Raw genomic sequence first — 15,467 nt, 5'->3', positions numbered from 1 at the left:
GCGATGTAGCCGCACAATTGTGCGGTTTTTTTTATGTGGTTATGTCACAAAAGAGGCAGAGCCTAGACACAAAAGTGGTGGGTGAAAACGGTTTAATTTCGTATTATAAAATCAATTCAATGGAGAAAAAGGTGAGTCACATGGGTGGTACCCCGTATAATCTGCGAAAAATATGGAAGCTGCGGTCTCTGATGGTACTGGCTCTGCCGGGCATTTTGCTGTTGTTGATCAATAACTATCTGCCTATGGCCGGTGTGTTGTTGGCATTCGTCGATCTGAATTATACCGACGGTATTTTCGGAAGCGACTGGGTCGGTTTCGATAATTTCAAGTTTTTGTTCGCATCCAACGATGTCTGGATCATTATTAAGCACACACTTCTGTACAATTTGGCTTTCCTGGTGATTAACACCGCATTGGCTGTGCTCATTGCGGTACTGCTGAATGAAGTAAAGCACAAGTTCATGGCCAAATTGTATCAGAGTACGATGTTGCTGCCTTATTTCATCTCTATGGTCATCGTAGGCTACCTCGTCTACGCTTTCTTGAATCATGAGTTCGGTTATGTCAACAACGCGATACTCGAACGTGTAGGGAAAGAGCCTGTTCCTTGGTACGCTTCGCCGGAGCATTGGCCATACATCCTTACGTTGGTCAATACCTGGAAGTCCGTAGGATATTTAGCGGTAGTGTATTTGGCGGCTATCGTCGGAATTGATCAGGAGTACTATGAAGCCGCTACCATTGACGGTGCGGGAAAGTGGAAGCAGGTGCTTCACATTACGTTACCGCTTATTACCCCGGTCATCATCATTCTGACTTTACTTTCAATCGGCAGAATCTTCAATGCGGATTTCGGCTTGTTCTATCAGGCTACGATGGCGAATGGCATGCTCAAGCCTACGACGGATGTCATTGATACTTATGTGTACAACGCGTTGCTGGTTACCGGCGACACGGGACTGGCATCGTCGGCGGGTCTCATTCAATCCATTGTGGGGTTCATCCTCGTCATCTCCGTTAACCTGGTTGTGCGCCGAATCAATAAAGAAAATGCCTTGTTCTAGGAGGAAGTTATGAAGAACCGTAACCGAGCATCGACACATCCGGCTATTACCGTATTTTTCTTAATAAGTTCCGTAGCCTGCATCATTCCGTTCTGGTTGGTGCTTGTGGTTTCCTTGACGAACCAGGACGTTCTGGACCGGGACGGATATCGTTTCTGGCCGGCGCAGTGGGACCTGACTGCGTACCAATATCTGGCGAATGATGCGGAGCCAATTGTTCGGGCTTACGGCGTATCCATCTTCGTCACGCTGACCGGTGTAGTCTTGAGTCTCATCATCACGTCCGCCATGGCGTACACCTTGTCTCGCAAGGATTTCCCTCTGCAGGGATTTCTAAGCTTCTTCGTCTTCTTCACCATGCTGTTCAACGGCGGATTGCTTCCGTGGTACCTCGTGTACACCCGAATGCTGAATCTGCAGGATACGTTGCTGGCGCTCATTATTCCGGGGTTGCTAAGCGGTTTTAACGTGCTTATTATGCGTACTTTCTTTACCAACAGCATACCGCCCTCCCTGATTGATTCCGCACAGATGGACGGGGCCAGCGAATATCGAACGTATTACAGCATCATTCTTCCTTTGTCTCTTCCCGTAATGGCGACCATCGGATTATTCACAACGGTGGCGTACTGGAACGACTGGTTCACTTCGCTCGTGTTTATAAACAACCAGAACCTGTACAGCCTGCAATATTTCTTGCAAAAAACGTTAATGAACGACTCATTCCTGGCAAACCTGGCGAGCACCTCTAGCATGGCAAACTCCACCATCAAGACGCAGCCTCCGCTGGAATCGATTCGAATGGCCATGGCGATCCTTGCCATCGGACCGATTGCGCTCGTGTTTCCTTTTATTCAGAAATATTTTGTCAAAGGCTTAACGGTTGGCGCGGTCAAAGGCTAGATGCGGCTTTCGCCGATTTAGTATAGATGCTATAACATATATGGGAGGGTCTTAACATGAAGGAGTTCAAGAAGGTTACAGGCATTACACTTGCATTGCTGTTGGCTTTCGTTCTTGTCTTGTCCGGTTGTTCCAATAACAATGGAGCTGGCAATACTCCGGCGGAGAAAGGCACTAACGGTACCAAGGAAGGCGCGCAAGGCGAAGCGGAAGGCAAGTTAAAGCCTTACGAGATTGTGATGGTCTACCCCGATAATACACAGAATGATCTGTCCACTGTACAAGAAGCGATGAATGATTATATGAAAGAAACGTACCCGGAAATGAATGTGACGGTTAAACTGAACCCGGTGGATTGGGGCGCCTGGGCGGATAAGACCAATCTGATGATGGCGTCCGGGGAGAAATTCGATCTGCTCTTTACAGCCAACTGGATGGGCTTCGATCAACAAGTGAACAAGGGCGCACTGCTTCCGCTTGATGAATTACTGGCGAAGCACGGTCCGGATATTGAAGCCGTGGAGAAGGATTATCACGGAGCAGCAATGCGGGGAGGCAAGCTTTACGGCATCCATACGCATCAGGAGCTGGGCGGGTTGCAAGGCATTGCGTTTCGTAAAGATCTCGTGGAGAAATATAAGTTTGACTTGAGTGTATTCAAGGACGGGGATATTTCCAAGGTGGAACCGATGCTGGAAACGATCAAGAAGAACGAGCCCGGCGTTACACCAACGGTTGGCGTGAGCTTCGCGCTAAGCGCTTATTTTGGAACAGGGGATATGGATATGATCATTGATCCTGTCGGTCTGTATTTAAAGAGCGATAATTCGGAAGATCAATTCAAGGTTGTAAGCATGTATGATACACCGCGTTATCTGGAGCTGGCGAAGCTGAACCGCAAGTGGTTCAAGGCGGGATATCTGAATCAGGATGCGACGACACCGGGTTTGGACTACTGGACGAAGATCAAGTCAGGTAAAGCGTTCTCCGCGGTGGGTACGGATGTCGAGATCGTAGCGGATGCCAACGTCGGATCGGTTGCGCCCATGCCAGGACGCTCCGCTGCCATCGGCGTGGAACTGATTCAAGTGCCTCTTAACATTGACGGCTTGCGTACAGGGAAGATGGCGGCTACCATGCAGGCGATCTCCAAGACATCGGAGGATCCTGATCGCGCCATGATGTTCCTGAATCTGTTCTTTAAGGATAAAGAGCTGTTGACGCTGTTCAACTACGGCGTGGAAGGAAAGCACTATGTGTTGAAAGACGGTCAAGTCGCATTGCCGGAAGGCCAGAAGGCGGACACGGTCGGCTTCTACCACGATAACATGTGGCAGATTGGGAACCAGATGCTGAACTACACTAGGGTTGGCGAGGATATTAAGAAATATGAGAACTATGAGAAGTTCAATGAATTGACGGCTCAGAAGCCGTCTGCGATGCTCGGCTTCGTATTCGATTCCGAGCCGGTGAAGAATGAGCTTGTCGCCATTGCGAATGTTCGTAAGACGTTCGATCCCGGCTTGTTGTCCGGCCAGTTGGAGCCGGAAACGCAGTTGCCGAAGCTGCAAGATAAGCTGAAAGCAGCGGGAATTGACAAAGTTGTGGCTGAAGCGCAGAAGCAGCTGGATGCATGGCGCGCGGCGAACGGGAAATAGGTTAAATACGCAAAAAAGGGAAAGTAGCCAAGTCGCTGCTTTCCTTTTTTGCGTACTTTTATTCCGATGGCAGACCCATCACTTCAGCAACTAACCGATAGGACTTCACCCGAGCCGCGAAGTTATGCACGGGGGTGACAATCATAAACTCATCCGTCCCGTATAGCTCGCTCATTTCTGTAAGGCGGGCTTTCACTTGCTCCGGTGTTCCGATGACACGGCGGTGCCTGCGGGCGTTTAAGTGCTCCAGATCATAAGGCGTATAAGGATAATCCGCGGCCGTCTGCACCGAAGGGAAGGTATCGAGCAACCGGCCTTTCTCCAGGCTGAGGAAGAATAAATCGGAGCTGAGTGCCAGCCGGTTCGCTTCTTCTTCCGTATCCGCGCAAATCACCATAATGGCTGCGAGCGTATGGGGTTTCGCATTCATCGCGGACGGCTTGAAATGCGTCAGGTAATCCTGGATGGCCTGATCGCTGCCGGGAACACCGAAGAATTGGGCATAGGCGTAAGACGCGCCGAGTTCAGCGGCGATCCGGGCCGTGCCCATGCTCGAACCCAAGAGCCAGATATCCGGCGAAGTGGGGATGGAAGGCGAAGCTTCCAACCCCGCAAAGCGATGCTCCGGTGGCAGCGCGTCATTCAGATATCCGTGCAAATCCTTGATTTGACGCGGATATAAATCGACTTCGTTGCGCTTTCCTTCCTGCAACGCCCTTGTGGACAAGGGCATGCCTCCTGGAGCGCGGCCTGTGCCCAGATCAATACGGCCGGGATGCAAGGCTTCCAGCAGTCGGAAATTCTCAGCGACTTTATAGGCGCTGTAATGCGTAAGCATAATCCCGCCGGAGCCGAGACGGATGCGCCGGGTCATGGCGGCCATATGCGCTATGAGCACTTCGGGGCTGGAATGCGCAAGCGCTTTGGAGGCATGATGCTCCGACACCCAGAAGCGGGTATAGCCTAGCTGATCCGCTTCCTGAGCCAGCCGGGTGGTTTCCAGCAGGGTATCGCGCGCGGTGCTTCCTTCATTAATCTGGGACTGATCCAGTACACTGAGCTTTATTTTGTTCGCAGTCATATCTATTCACCTCAAGTTTAAGACTTATTTATGGAAAGTTACTTATTAAATGTACATCATTTCAGCACACCGAGCAAATGCGATTGCAACCTAGCTATCATGGGCGGTTCAGCTATGATAAAATCATGATGTACTAATCTATATCAACTATATATATAGAAGGAGAAAATCATGCTGTTTCCGATTATCCTGTTTTTCTTTGCATATCTCGCCCTGAATTTCTATATCGGCTGGAACGGATATCTGCTGCTTGACTATTATAATAACCCCATCCCACCAGTTCTGTATTGGATGATCTTTACTCTCATCGTGTTTGCTTATATTCTGGGTCGCACCCGAATCCCAGGCGGAGGGTTGGGGCGCGGGCTGAAGCGGGTGGGGTCATATTATTTTGCCGTGATGGAATTCGCCATTCTGTTGTTGCCCCTTGCGGACTTCACTGTCTGGATCTTGCACAGTCAACATGCCAATGCTTCTATATATATACCCGTGATTGGATGGTCCGTTGTGGGTATTCTCACGTTGCTGATGCTGAGAGGTTCCTGGAATGCGCGTACGCCCATTGTACGAACACATCACATTACGATTAGTAAGCGCGCCGGTGACCTGAAACAGTTGAGAATAGCTGTGGCGTCCGATTTGCATTTGGGGGATATCGTAAGCAATAAGCATATGGAGAAGCTCGTCCGCGCCGTGAACTTGATGAAGCCGGATCTTTTATTATTACCCGGAGATATCATTGATGATGTAGTGGAGCCTTTTATTCGGTTGAACATGCCCGAGGCGCTTAAGCGAATTCAGACGACGTACGGAACATATGCTATTCTGGGCAATCATGAATATTACGGCGGCAGTATGGATCGATATATCGAAGTCATGAGGCAAACGGGAATTCCGGTGCTGCGGGATGAGGTTGTGGAAGTGGAAGGTCTGTTTCAAATCGCCGGTCGTAAGGACAAAACAGCCGAAGCTGCGGATCCCAACGGACGATTACCGGTGGATGTACTGCTAGCCCAGACGAACCCGGAACTGCCCATCATTCTGCTCGATCACCAGCCGTATCACTTGGATAAAGCGGCGGCGGCCGGTGCGGATGTTATGCTCTCGGGGCACACCCACCGTGGACAATTCGCGCCAAATCATTGGGTGACCCGACGGCTGTTCGAACTGGATTGGGGCTATAAGCTGAAAGGTTCCATGCATGCCTTCGTTTCTTCCGGGTTTGGCACATGGGGACCGCCGATCCGTCTGGCGAGCCGCGCTGAGATTCTGGAGATCGTCATTCATCTCGAAAAAAGGTAATTCAAAGAACCTCTGTGCGCTAAAGCATGGAGGTTTTTTAGTTCCAAAATAGACCATTTTACCCTTGATATAAGAACATATGTTCGTTAAAATGTAAACAGAAAGACAAAGAATCATGTGAATATTATGTAAAGACTCTGGTAAAGCAAGTTCGTACAATACCGGTAATTTGAGGGGGTAGAAGGCGTTTTAAGGAGTTCCGGACTAGACGTGTCAGTTAATGGCAGAAGATGGTGCTGAATCTTGTCAAACATGTCTTAGGGAGCATGACGTTTAGCACAGTCCGGACAAGTAAACGCTTTATCAAAATAGATACAGTAGGCGGGACCTAATAAATTCCGAACAATTAGGGATAAAAGGACGTAGATTTACGGTATCAGGTCAAGATATGCTTATAGGAGAGTTGGTTTGTAAAGAAAACTATCATATTTTCTTATTCGACAGGCATGATCCACACCGCGCGGTCAGCAGAAGTTAACTGCAAGTAAGATAACCTTACATTAGTTTCCACAGACGCGACAGCCCAGATGTAGAGAGATCCATACGAAGCCCTGAATATACGGGGATAGGAGAGAATAGGATGGAAGAGAATAAAACGCAGGAAAACAAAATTCATTTAGACATTCGTAAGATTATGGAACAATTAGGGATTACAATCTCAGCGGAACAGTCTAAAGCCGTATTAAGCAAGAACATGCCGGAAAGGAAGAATAGCCACCCTAACGGATGGACCTATCCGCTCGGATGAAAGCAATAAATCGTTTGGCCTCATCCTTAGTTAACTTCATGCCATCAATCGTGAGGGAATACTTCTTCAGCAATTCCTCATCGGAAAGTTCAAGTTCATCAACAAATTCCCTGACTTCCGGCTCAAGTGTATTGTTGGGATTATGTGTACGGCCAATTAAATAGTCAATGCTTACGTCGAATAGATCGGCAATTTTAGTTAACGTTTCATAATCGGGCTCTCTGCGGTTAGTTTCGTAATGGGATAAAGCAGCTCTAGAAATTCCCAGGCGGTTGGATAGTTCCTCCTGAGTAAGTCCTCTTCGTTCCCGAAGGTTGTGAATGATCGTCCCATAAGGCATGTGGAATGCCCCCCTTTAAGTGTTTATAATCTATATTCATTATCCATTATTTGTTCGTACTTGACTATATCATGGTCAAAAAAATGCATATTATAATACAAAATGTATCTAATTATCGAATTCTTAATATATTTTTGTTTGACATGATACGAAATGTAACATATAGTACATCTTATCGAAATATGATTTACTTACAAATCCATTTTAACTAAATATTAACATTTGGAGGACGACAATGGAGACGAGTGAGTTGAAGGATTACGTGAACACATTAAAACGCAGATTGTGGCTGATTGTAGCGATTGTGTTAATCACAACAATCGCAGCTGGGTTGTACAGCTACATGATGATCAAGCCGACCTATGAGGCATCAACAAAGCTAATCGTTAATCTCAGGGAAGATTCTTCAATGCTCGGACAAACCAAACTGGAAGAGCGCATCAACTCCAATATGAAGCTGGTGGACACATATAAGGAGATTATTAAAACACCAGCGATCCTGGATAAGGTAACGGCTAAATATCCTCAACTGGAGACAAGCGTTGCACAGCTTAACAAGAAAATATCCGTAAGTTCGGTAAATGCCACACAAATCATGACCGTGAAGGTTCGGGATACCTCCTATGAGAAGGCGGCGGACACGGCGAACGCGATTTCCGTTGTGTTTAAAGAACAAATTCCTTCCATTATGAAGATTGACAACGTCATGATTCTGAATTACGCCACGACCGAGGGTGTACCGGTTCCCGTAGCTCCGAACAAGATTCTCAATATCATTGTAGCGTTTGTATTATCACTGATTCTGTCCGTTGGTCTGGCATTCGCTCTCGAACTGCTGGATGACACCTTTAAGACGGAAAGAGATGTGGAAAGGTTCTTGGGACTCAATACCTTGGCTGTCGTTCATACGATGACGAAAAGCGACATGGCTCCTAAATCGACGAAACACTACAAGAGAGTAGGTGAAGCGGGATATGCGACAATCAACCAGTAACCAGATTTTAATTACTGAAAGCAATCCTCATTCTCCTATATCGGAAGCCTACCGCAGCCTGCGTACAAACATTCAGTTTTCAGCCATTGATACTTCGGTGCAGGTGGTTATGGTGGGATCTGCTGTTCCGGGAGAAGGCAAGAGTACTACAGCTGCAAATCTGGCCATTGTCTACGCTCAGGAGGGGAAGAAAGTACTCCTGATGGATTGTGATTTGCGCAAACCAACGGTGCATGCCCGGTTTGCCGTTCATAACCGCAACGGCTTAACCAATGTACTATCCGGGAATTTCACCGCGAAAGATATATATCGGGACACAGGCGTGGAGAACCTCACAGTCATTACTTCAGGTCCTATACCGCCAAACCCGTCAGAAATGCTGGCATCTAAGAAGATGACATCCCTGATGGAACAATTTCGAGAAGAATTTGATATGATCGTCCTGGATACGCCTCCGATCCTAGCCGTGACAGACGCGTTAATCGTTTCTTCCTTCAGCGACGGTGTACTGCTGGTGATCAACTCGACGACAACGAAGAGGTCGCTGGTTCAGAAAGCGAAGTCAAGTCTTGACCATGTTCACGCGAATATGCTTGGAGTGGTACTCAACAACAAGAAGCGCGCGGATGCGGACACGGAGTACTACTATTATTACGGAGCCGATGCGAAGTAGGATCACTGCTTAATGTAATTATCTTGAACAAAAAGGTAATTGCACGTCTTGTTAGATACAAAATGTATCATCAAGCAGGTTTCAAGTGGTTCCAAACCACAACTATATATATATAGAAACGGATGGGTGATGAGGATGAGAAAAGTTAAAAAAGCAATTATCCCTGCTGCTGGTTTAGGTACAAGGTTTCTGCCGGCCACGAAAGCCATGCCCAAGGAAATGCTCCCGATTGTAGACAAGCCTACCATTCAGTACATTGTGGAGGAATGTGTAGCGTCAGGAATTGAAGACATTATTATCGTCACCGGTAAAGGCAAGCGCGCCATCGAAGATCACTTCGACAACGCATTCGAATTGGAACAGAATCTGATGGAAAAAGGAAAGTTAGCGTTACTGGACGAAGTGCGCCGTTCCTCCAAAGTAGAGATTCATTATATTCGTCAAAAAGAACCTAAAGGATTGGGACACGCCGTATGGTGCGCCCGTAACTTCATCGGCGATGAGCCGTTCGCCGTATTGCTCGGTGATGATATCGTAAGAGCGGAAACGCCATGCATCCGGCAACTGATTCAGCAGTATGAACAGACGCAGCATTCCGTAATCGGCGTTCAACCGGTTTCCTTTGAAGAAACGAACCGTTACGGCATCGTGGATCCGATTGATTCACAAGGAAGGCTCAGCACGGTGCGCAATTTCGTGGAGAAGCCGCCGATCGGCAAAGCGCCTTCCAACCTGGCTATCATGGGACGTTACGTACTGACTCCGGGCATCTTCAAGTATCTGGCTTTGCAAGAAACAGGAGCAGGCGGCGAAATTCAGCTGACCGATGCGATCCAACGGTTGAATGAAGAAGAAGGCGTGTACGCATACGACTTTGAAGGCGCAAGATACGATGTCGGTGAGAAGCTGGGTTTCATCACAACGACACTCGAGTTCGCGCTGCTAAATAAAGAAATTCGCTTTCCGCTGATTACCGCCATGGAGGAAATTCTGGAACGGGTTCACATGAACTCTATATTAACGACACGGGGTGAAGAGTAATGAATATGGTCAATCCAAACAATGAGGCGATTAGGCTAACCCGCAAGACGGAGAGCGCAGGCTATCTCATGATGAAACGGATCATGGATATCTGCGGAGCTTCCATCGGATTGCTGCTGGCACTGCCATTGTTCGCATTAGTAGCGATCCTCATCAAGTGGGAGGATCCGAAGGGACCGGTATTCTTCAAACAGAAGAGGATCGGCAAGAACGAGAACCCGTTCATGATGTTTAAATTCCGTTCCATGGTTACAGATGCGGAGAAGTTACTTGATAAATTGCTGGAACAGAACGAAGTCAGCGGCGCCATGTTCAAGATGAAGAACGACCCGAGGGTAACCCGGATCGGCGCTTTCATCCGCAAGACCAGCATCGACGAGCTTCCGCAGTTGTGGAATGTGTTGAAAGGCGAGATGAGCCTTGTCGGACCGCGTCCGCCCTTACAGCGTGAAGTAGATGAATATACGGCTTATCAGAAACAACGCCTGACGGTTACCCCGGGTTGCACGGGATTATGGCAGTGCGGCGCGAGAAACTCCGTAGGCTTTGAAGAAATGGTGGAGCTGGATCTGCAGTATATCCGCACGAAGAGTATCAAGAACGACATTATGATTATTCTAAAAACAATTAAGGCGCTTACCGGTTCAAAGAACGCGTTCTAAGAAGGAGTGGATTCCGTGAACGATCGTCCAATGCACAGCACCAACGTATGGTGGTTGAACCCGGCCGTCCTGCTCGGTATGTTCGGCACCTTGATCATCTCTGGCGCGATGGCGATTCCTGCGGAGAATTACCATATCTACTATAGAGTTACAAAGTATATACAGTTAAACAACGTGGTCTATGCCTTAATGCCGCTGTTGTCGTTCATTCTCGGCTGCCTGCTGGCCATGATGCTGTGGAAGTCGCTAAGAAAAAACACAGCCTTCTACAGCAACTTCGACCGGCAAGCAGGCTTTTACCGCAAGGTCATATTCGCCTTGTTCGGCATAACGCTGCTCGGCTATATGCTCTGGGGACTGATGCTGGTTCAGAACGGCGCGACACCCGCAACATTCATTGCTGTACTTACCGGGGAGCAAGGCGCCATCTTCGACATTAAGCATAAGTTCATGACGAAGGTATCGGGGGTTACGTCGCTTACGAATTTCTGCGTACCCTTCATGGTGCTTGCGGTGTACTACACCTATTTGTACAAGGATAAAACAATTAAGAAGATGATTGTCGTCATTTTCTTGCTGGCGGTGTTTCGGGCCATCTTCTTCTCGGAACGGTTAGCGATTCTGGAGCTGCTGGTGCCGGGTATGGTCATTTACGTAGTGATGCGCCTGCGCGAAGGAAAGAAGATTCGGTTCATCTCCACCTTTCCGTTGATCGGTTTTCTCTTCGTCATTACCCTGTTTGGCATCGGGGAGTATTTCCGGTCATGGATCAACTACTACGTAAACGTGTATCCGTCGTACTTCGATTTTATCACTACCCGGTTCATGGGTTACTACGTGAACGCGCTCAACACCGGCATGCTGTATCTGCAGGAGCTGGGTGCGGGGTCGAATCCCTTTCCTTTCTTCACACTGGAATGGCTTTGGAAATTCCCGTTAATGGATTCGGTGTACACGGGCACATGGTATGTCAATCCGGAAGATACGGTCAAGAATGTGCTGTACACGATGGGCAATCCTGAGTATAACAATCCGTCAGGCATGATGTTACCCTACCAGGACTACGGCATCATCGGCACGGGAACGTTCTTCCTGCTGCTGGGCATCATTACAGGTTCGATCTATACGTTGTTTCAAAAAGGGTATATGTTCGGCGCGTTCCTGTATCCGATCTGGTTTCTGGGACTTACGGAGCTTCCGAGATACATTTATTTTACCTCCGGAAGATTTTTTCCGGCATGGCTTTCCTTCTTCGCCATCCTCGTGATGGTCGCTATTCGAATAAGACTTAGCATGAACCCAAATAAACAACTATTGCCAAGGAACGGGGAGAAACCAAATTATGAAAATTACAATCATGAACGCCTACACATGGTACAACAAAGGTGATGCCGGCATTCTGATGGGGCATTTGAACGAGATCAACGCCGTGGTGGATAAACCGGAAATCCATATTCTATCCTTCACACCGGAAGTGGATTATTCCCGTTACAGCAAGCTGCCCAATGTGAAATCGGTAAAGACCAACCTGCTGAATCCTTATCCGTTCAAAAAAACCAAGATCGGAAAGCTCATCGCGATCAGCAAACTGGCATTCATTTCGGTCTACCAGATGATTATGTTCTTCCTGTTCCGCGGACTCTTCATTAACAATCATGCTTCGTTGAAGACGTTGAAGGACAGCGACCTCATCATCGTATGCGGCGGCGGCTTCCTGGGCGGTAACAAGTTTAACAGCTTGATTCATTTGCACCAGATTTTCCTGGCCACCTTCCTCAAACGCAAAGTCGTGTTATGGGGAACCTCCGTTGAGCCCCCGACGAACAAAATCATTAAGAAAATTACCGAAACCGTGTTGAAGCGTCTGGATTATGTTTATCCTCGCGAAGATGTAACGGTGAAATACTTCCAGACTTTTTTGAACAAAGATAAATTCGCATTTACGCCGGATCTGGCCTTTATGGTACCGAAACAAAGCAGCCCGTTGGTGGATGAGATCTTCAGCCGTCTGCCGCAAGACAAGACGCTGATCGGTCTGACTGTTCGGAAATGGCATTTCCCGAAAAGCGCCGATAAAGAAGCGGCAGCGGCCAAGTACAAGGAGTCCGTTGTTACCCTGATTCGCCGTATTTCCCAGGAAAAGAACGCAAGCTTCGTGTTTATCCCGCAGGTTATTTTTGACGGGGACGACGATCGTATTATCGCGAACGAAATTAAAGCGATGCTGCCGGATAAGGTCAAAGAAAGCTTCATTATTCTGACTGAAGATTTGTCGCCAAGCGAAATTAAAGAGCTGATCTCCCGTTTCTACATTTTCGTGGGTACGCGGATGCACTCCAACATTTTTGCCACAGGCGCTGAAATCCCTACGGTTGCGATTGCGTACGAGAAGAAAACAAACGGGATCATGCAGATGCTGGACCTGAACCCTTATGTAGTGAACATCGAAGATATCACACCTACGAATATTGTGGAAATGGTGCATCATTGCCTGCGTTCCCGCGAACGTCTGCACGAGCACTTGGGTCGCAAGATTCCTCAGATCCAATCCCTGATTCGTAACAAATCTGCTTTCTTGGGGGAAATCACGAATGAAGATCACCATTTTGTCGCTCAGAGGGCCAACCAATTATCCACATAAAGGAGGCGCGCGCGAGTACATTAAGTACTTGGCCGCTCCGTGGTTGAAAGAGGGTCATGACATCACGCTCGTGTGTGGTGTGGAGAACAAATACGGATTGCCGCCGCGTGAGAATGTGGATGGCATTGAAGTCATTCGTGTAGGAAAGTCCGGAACGCCGATTGCGGCGATCTGGTCTTACTACAAGAAGCATCTGGAGTCGTCCACGGACAGGTTGATCGAGAACATGGTGTCCTTTCCGATGTTATCCCCTTTGCTCAGCCCGGGAAAGAACAATACAACGATTGTTCATCACCTGACAGGGAAGGATTACTGGACTACCCAGAGCCTGCCGAAAGCGATCATCGGCGTGTTCATGGAGAAAGTTGTCCTCCCGGTCGTTTATCGCAGAACGAAGATGGTGGGTGTCAGTGAACTGACCCGTCATGAGCTTGCCGGAAACGGCATTCCTGAGGACCGCATCAGCATTATTGAGCCGGGCGTGAACAATGCTTACTTCGCTCCGGACGCCGGCGTGAAGAAAGAACCGCTGATCTTCTACATCGGCCGCATGGGCGGCGTAAAGAAAGTGGATCATCTGATTACCGCGTTCAAGGAGCTGTCCAAGACTTACCCCGAGCTGCGCTTAGTCGTAGCCGGGCCGGGCGACACGGAGGAGCTAAAGGCATTAGCCGGTGATGCGCCGGTAGAATTTGCCGGTTTTCTCAGCGAAGAAGAGAAACGGGACTATTACCGGCGGTGCATGGTGTTTGCCAGTCCGAGCATGCGTGAAGGATTCGGCATTACCTACGTGGAGGCGAATGCCTGCGGAACGCCTGTTGTCGGTTACAAGATCGAAGGTCTGGAAACCGTCGCGGAAGATGCAGGGATCTTCGTCACCCAAGGGGATGTGAACGCGCTGAAGAAAGCGATCGAGATCATCTACGTAGACGAAGCGCTGCGAACCCGCATGGAAAAGGCGGCGATCACCAGTGCGGCGAGATTTTCCTGGGAAGTATCTTCCCGTAAAGGACTTGAGCTCGTGTTATCAGACCGTCGGCGGAAATTGCCCGTTCCCGGAACACAAAGTTAATTCGAAATCATCAATGACTTATATGATACATTTTGTATCCAGAGGCAACTGAAACTTCTGAGCACCGACCGATTTTAGCGGTCAGAGAGGAGATAACGTTATGAAGATTGTTATGTTATCGGAATGTCTGGGCGGCGGTGTGCTGACTTACCTGCAGACACAAGCTAATTTTATGGCCCAAGAGGGTCATGAAATTGTGCTTGTGTATTGCCGCAGAGAGCAGACACCACCTCCTGAGGCTTTGCGGAACATGTTCGTGCCGAAGGTAAAACTAACGGAGCTTCAGTTCAAGCGAAGCAGCCCGCTCGCCTATTGGAAATACGGTGCGGATGTGAAACGGGTGTTGGCGCAGGAGAAGCCGCATATCGTTCATTATCATTCCAGCTTTGCGGGTCTCATCGGCAGGTTGGCCGTTCGCGGAAGCGAAACGCCAACCTACTATACCCCCCATGGGTATGCGTTTCTGCAGATTGTGAAGAGTCCGGCCGCCCGCAAAGTATATTTCATGCTTGAGCGGATGGCGGTGCTCTTTAATCGCAGCACTACCGTAGTACCCATCTCCGATTCGGAAACATCCGCCGCGGAAGAGGTTTCCTTACGGGCGCCGATCGTGAAGATCGATACCGGTATTGATATTGAAATGCTGGAGAGCAAGCGCCAACCTGGCGGGGCAAGTCCTGAAACCAGGAAGCAGATCGTATCTTGCGGTCGATTGTCCCAGCAGAAGAATCCGCTCTTGTTCGTTGAAGTCGCCAAAGCCTGCCAAGACCGGGGTATTGATGCAGATTTCCTCTGGATTGGCGGCGGCGAGCTGGAAGGCGACGTACGTGCCCGCATTGCAGAATACGGTCTGGAAGACCGCATTCGCATTACAGGCTGGGTTCGCCACGAAGAGGCGATCCGCGAGATGGATAACAATACCGATATCTATCTGCAAACTTCCCTCTGGGAAGGGTTGCCGATTACGGTATTGGAGGCCATGTACTTGCAGACCTGCGTAATCGTGAACCGGGCGCCGGGCAATATTGATCCGATTCGCCAAGGGTTGAACGGATTTATTGTGGACAGCACCTCCGGGTTTGCGGATGTCATCGGGGAGATGCTCAGCCAACCGGAACGGAAAGCTGCCATCAAGGCGGAAGCGAAGCGCTTCATCGAAGAGCACTTCAACATTAAGAACAATACGCGCGGTATGCTGCGAATGTACGCGGACGATCTGCGTCAGACGGACCGCGGCAAGCTTGCTTTAGAACCAAGCGCCGCCCGACAATAAAACCTTTAGGAG

At 48.8% G+C, this 15,467-nt stretch carries 15 protein-coding genes; 13 read left to right on the top strand and 2 right to left on the bottom strand.

What is annotated here, in order from left to right; translation table 11 throughout:
• Positions 1–140: 140 nt before the first annotated feature.
• Genes SY83_RS09040 through SY83_RS09030 form a run of 3 tightly spaced genes read left to right on the top strand, consistent with a single transcriptional unit; the run spans position 141 to position 3,628 of the window.
• The gene (locus tag SY83_RS09040; protein ID WP_068605946.1) at positions 141–1,067 is read left to right on the top strand and encodes an ABC transporter permease; all 927 of its coding nucleotides are present in this window, start codon (positions 141–143) and stop codon (positions 1,065–1,067) included.
• Positions 1,068–1,076: 9 nt separating this feature from the next.
• Positions 1,077–1,970: a carbohydrate ABC transporter permease gene (locus SY83_RS09035; protein WP_068605945.1), complete on the top strand. Its 894-nt coding sequence runs from the start codon at positions 1,077–1,079 to the stop codon at positions 1,968–1,970.
• Between the two features lie 56 nt (positions 1,971–2,026).
• Positions 2,027–3,628, top strand: coding sequence for an ABC transporter substrate-binding protein (locus SY83_RS09030; protein WP_068605944.1), 1,602 nt, complete (start codon positions 2,027–2,029; stop codon positions 3,626–3,628).
• A gap of 58 nt (positions 3,629–3,686) precedes the next feature.
• Here SY83_RS09030 and SY83_RS09025 read toward each other — a convergent pair whose 3' ends face one another.
• On the bottom strand, positions 3,687–4,709 hold the full coding sequence (locus SY83_RS09025) for an LLM class flavin-dependent oxidoreductase (protein WP_068605943.1): 1,023 nt from the start codon (positions 4,707–4,709) through the stop codon (positions 3,687–3,689).
• 171 nt (positions 4,710–4,880) lie between these two features.
• Between SY83_RS09025 and SY83_RS09020 the strand changes: the two genes are divergently transcribed.
• Together SY83_RS09020 and SY83_RS23060 are read left to right on the top strand one after the other, a co-directional pair.
• Entirely contained in the window at positions 4,881–6,011 is a 1,131-nt protein-coding gene (locus SY83_RS09020; protein WP_068605942.1) for a metallophosphoesterase, read from the top strand.
• Between the two features lie 580 nt (positions 6,012–6,591).
• Positions 6,592–6,759: a hypothetical protein gene (locus SY83_RS23060; protein WP_157279826.1), complete on the top strand. Its 168-nt coding sequence runs from the start codon at positions 6,592–6,594 to the stop codon at positions 6,757–6,759.
• Here SY83_RS23060 and SY83_RS09015 read toward each other — a convergent pair.
• Positions 6,731–7,099: a helix-turn-helix domain-containing protein gene (locus SY83_RS09015; protein WP_068605941.1), complete on the bottom strand. Its 369-nt coding sequence runs from the start codon at positions 7,097–7,099 to the stop codon at positions 6,731–6,733. The two genes, SY83_RS23060 and SY83_RS09015, sit on opposite strands and share 29 nt — an antisense overlap.
• Positions 7,100–7,334: 235 nt before the next feature.
• Here SY83_RS09015 and SY83_RS09010 point away from each other — a divergent pair, with 235 nt between their 5' ends.
• The 8 genes from SY83_RS09010 to SY83_RS08975 all read left to right on the top strand — a co-directional run bounded on the left by SY83_RS09010 (position 7,335) and on the right by SY83_RS08975 (position 15,455).
• Positions 7,335–8,093: a YveK family protein gene (locus SY83_RS09010; RefSeq protein ID WP_068605940.1), complete on the top strand. Its 759-nt coding sequence runs from the start codon at positions 7,335–7,337 to the stop codon at positions 8,091–8,093.
• Positions 8,074–8,766, top strand: coding sequence for a CpsD/CapB family tyrosine-protein kinase (locus SY83_RS09005; RefSeq protein ID WP_068605939.1), 693 nt, complete (start codon positions 8,074–8,076; stop codon positions 8,764–8,766). Before SY83_RS09010 ends, SY83_RS09005 begins: the two co-directional genes overlap by 20 nt.
• Before the next feature lie 135 nt (positions 8,767–8,901).
• On the top strand, positions 8,902–9,807 hold the full coding sequence (galU, locus tag SY83_RS09000) for a UTP--glucose-1-phosphate uridylyltransferase GalU (protein ID WP_068605938.1): 906 nt from the start codon (positions 8,902–8,904) through the stop codon (positions 9,805–9,807).
• A 5-nt stretch (positions 9,808–9,812) separates the two neighbouring features.
• Positions 9,813–10,469 carry a sugar transferase gene (locus tag SY83_RS08995; protein WP_068611007.1) on the top strand — a complete coding sequence of 219 codons (657 nt, stop codon included), beginning with the start codon at positions 9,813–9,815 and terminating at the stop codon, positions 10,467–10,469.
• A gap of 15 nt (positions 10,470–10,484) precedes the next feature.
• Positions 10,485–11,858 carry an O-antigen polymerase gene (locus SY83_RS08990; protein WP_068605937.1) on the top strand — a complete coding sequence of 458 codons (1,374 nt, stop codon included), beginning with the start codon at positions 10,485–10,487 and terminating at the stop codon, positions 11,856–11,858.
• On the top strand, positions 11,812–13,110 hold the full coding sequence (locus tag SY83_RS08985; RefSeq protein ID WP_068605936.1) for a polysaccharide pyruvyl transferase family protein: 1,299 nt from the start codon (positions 11,812–11,814) through the stop codon (positions 13,108–13,110). The genes SY83_RS08990 and SY83_RS08985 overlap by 47 nt, the downstream gene beginning before the upstream one ends.
• Positions 13,061–14,182: a glycosyltransferase family 4 protein gene (locus SY83_RS08980; protein WP_068605935.1), complete on the top strand. Its 1,122-nt coding sequence runs from the start codon at positions 13,061–13,063 to the stop codon at positions 14,180–14,182. The genes SY83_RS08985 and SY83_RS08980 overlap by 50 nt, the downstream gene beginning before the upstream one ends.
• Positions 14,183–14,282: 100 nt before the next feature.
• Entirely contained in the window at positions 14,283–15,455 is a 1,173-nt protein-coding gene (locus SY83_RS08975; protein WP_068605934.1) for a glycosyltransferase, read from the top strand.
• Positions 15,456–15,467: the final 12 nt, after the last annotated feature.

The organism is Paenibacillus swuensis (genome assembly GCF_001644605.1).
Lineage (GTDB): Bacteria > Bacillota > Bacilli > Paenibacillales > DY6 > Paenibacillus_N > Paenibacillus_N swuensis.
The sequence above is the reverse complement of the archived record's forward strand: the minus strand, read 5'-3'. Positions and strand labels throughout refer to the sequence as shown.

Excerpts from the sequence above, each read along its gene's own strand:
- SY83_RS09040 (WP_068605946.1), top strand. The coding sequence starts at position 141 with ATGGGTGGTACCCCGTATAATCTGCGAAAAATATGGAAGCTGCGGTCT.
- SY83_RS09035 (WP_068605945.1), top strand. The coding sequence starts at position 1,077 with ATGAAGAACCGTAACCGAGCATCGACACATCCGGCTATTACCGTATTT.
- SY83_RS09030 (WP_068605944.1), top strand. The coding sequence starts at position 2,027 with ATGAAGGAGTTCAAGAAGGTTACAGGCATTACACTTGCATTGCTGTTG.
- SY83_RS09025 (WP_068605943.1), bottom strand. The coding sequence starts at position 4,709 with ATGACTGCGAACAAAATAAAGCTCAGTGTACTGGATCAGTCCCAGATT.
- SY83_RS09020 (WP_068605942.1), top strand. The coding sequence starts at position 4,881 with ATGCTGTTTCCGATTATCCTGTTTTTCTTTGCATATCTCGCCCTGAAT.
- SY83_RS23060 (WP_157279826.1), top strand. The coding sequence starts at position 6,592 with ATGGAAGAGAATAAAACGCAGGAAAACAAAATTCATTTAGACATTCGT.
- SY83_RS09015 (WP_068605941.1), bottom strand. The coding sequence starts at position 7,099 with ATGCCTTATGGGACGATCATTCACAACCTTCGGGAACGAAGAGGACTT.
- SY83_RS09010 (WP_068605940.1), top strand. The coding sequence starts at position 7,335 with ATGGAGACGAGTGAGTTGAAGGATTACGTGAACACATTAAAACGCAGA.
- SY83_RS09005 (WP_068605939.1), top strand. The coding sequence starts at position 8,074 with ATGCGACAATCAACCAGTAACCAGATTTTAATTACTGAAAGCAATCCT.
- galU (WP_068605938.1), top strand. The coding sequence starts at position 8,902 with ATGAGAAAAGTTAAAAAAGCAATTATCCCTGCTGCTGGTTTAGGTACA.
- SY83_RS08995 (WP_068611007.1), top strand. The coding sequence starts at position 9,813 with ATGGTCAATCCAAACAATGAGGCGATTAGGCTAACCCGCAAGACGGAG.
- SY83_RS08985 (WP_068605936.1), top strand. The coding sequence starts at position 11,812 with ATGAAAATTACAATCATGAACGCCTACACATGGTACAACAAAGGTGAT.
- SY83_RS08980 (WP_068605935.1), top strand. The coding sequence starts at position 13,061 with ATGAAGATCACCATTTTGTCGCTCAGAGGGCCAACCAATTATCCACAT.
- SY83_RS08975 (WP_068605934.1), top strand. The coding sequence starts at position 14,283 with ATGAAGATTGTTATGTTATCGGAATGTCTGGGCGGCGGTGTGCTGACT.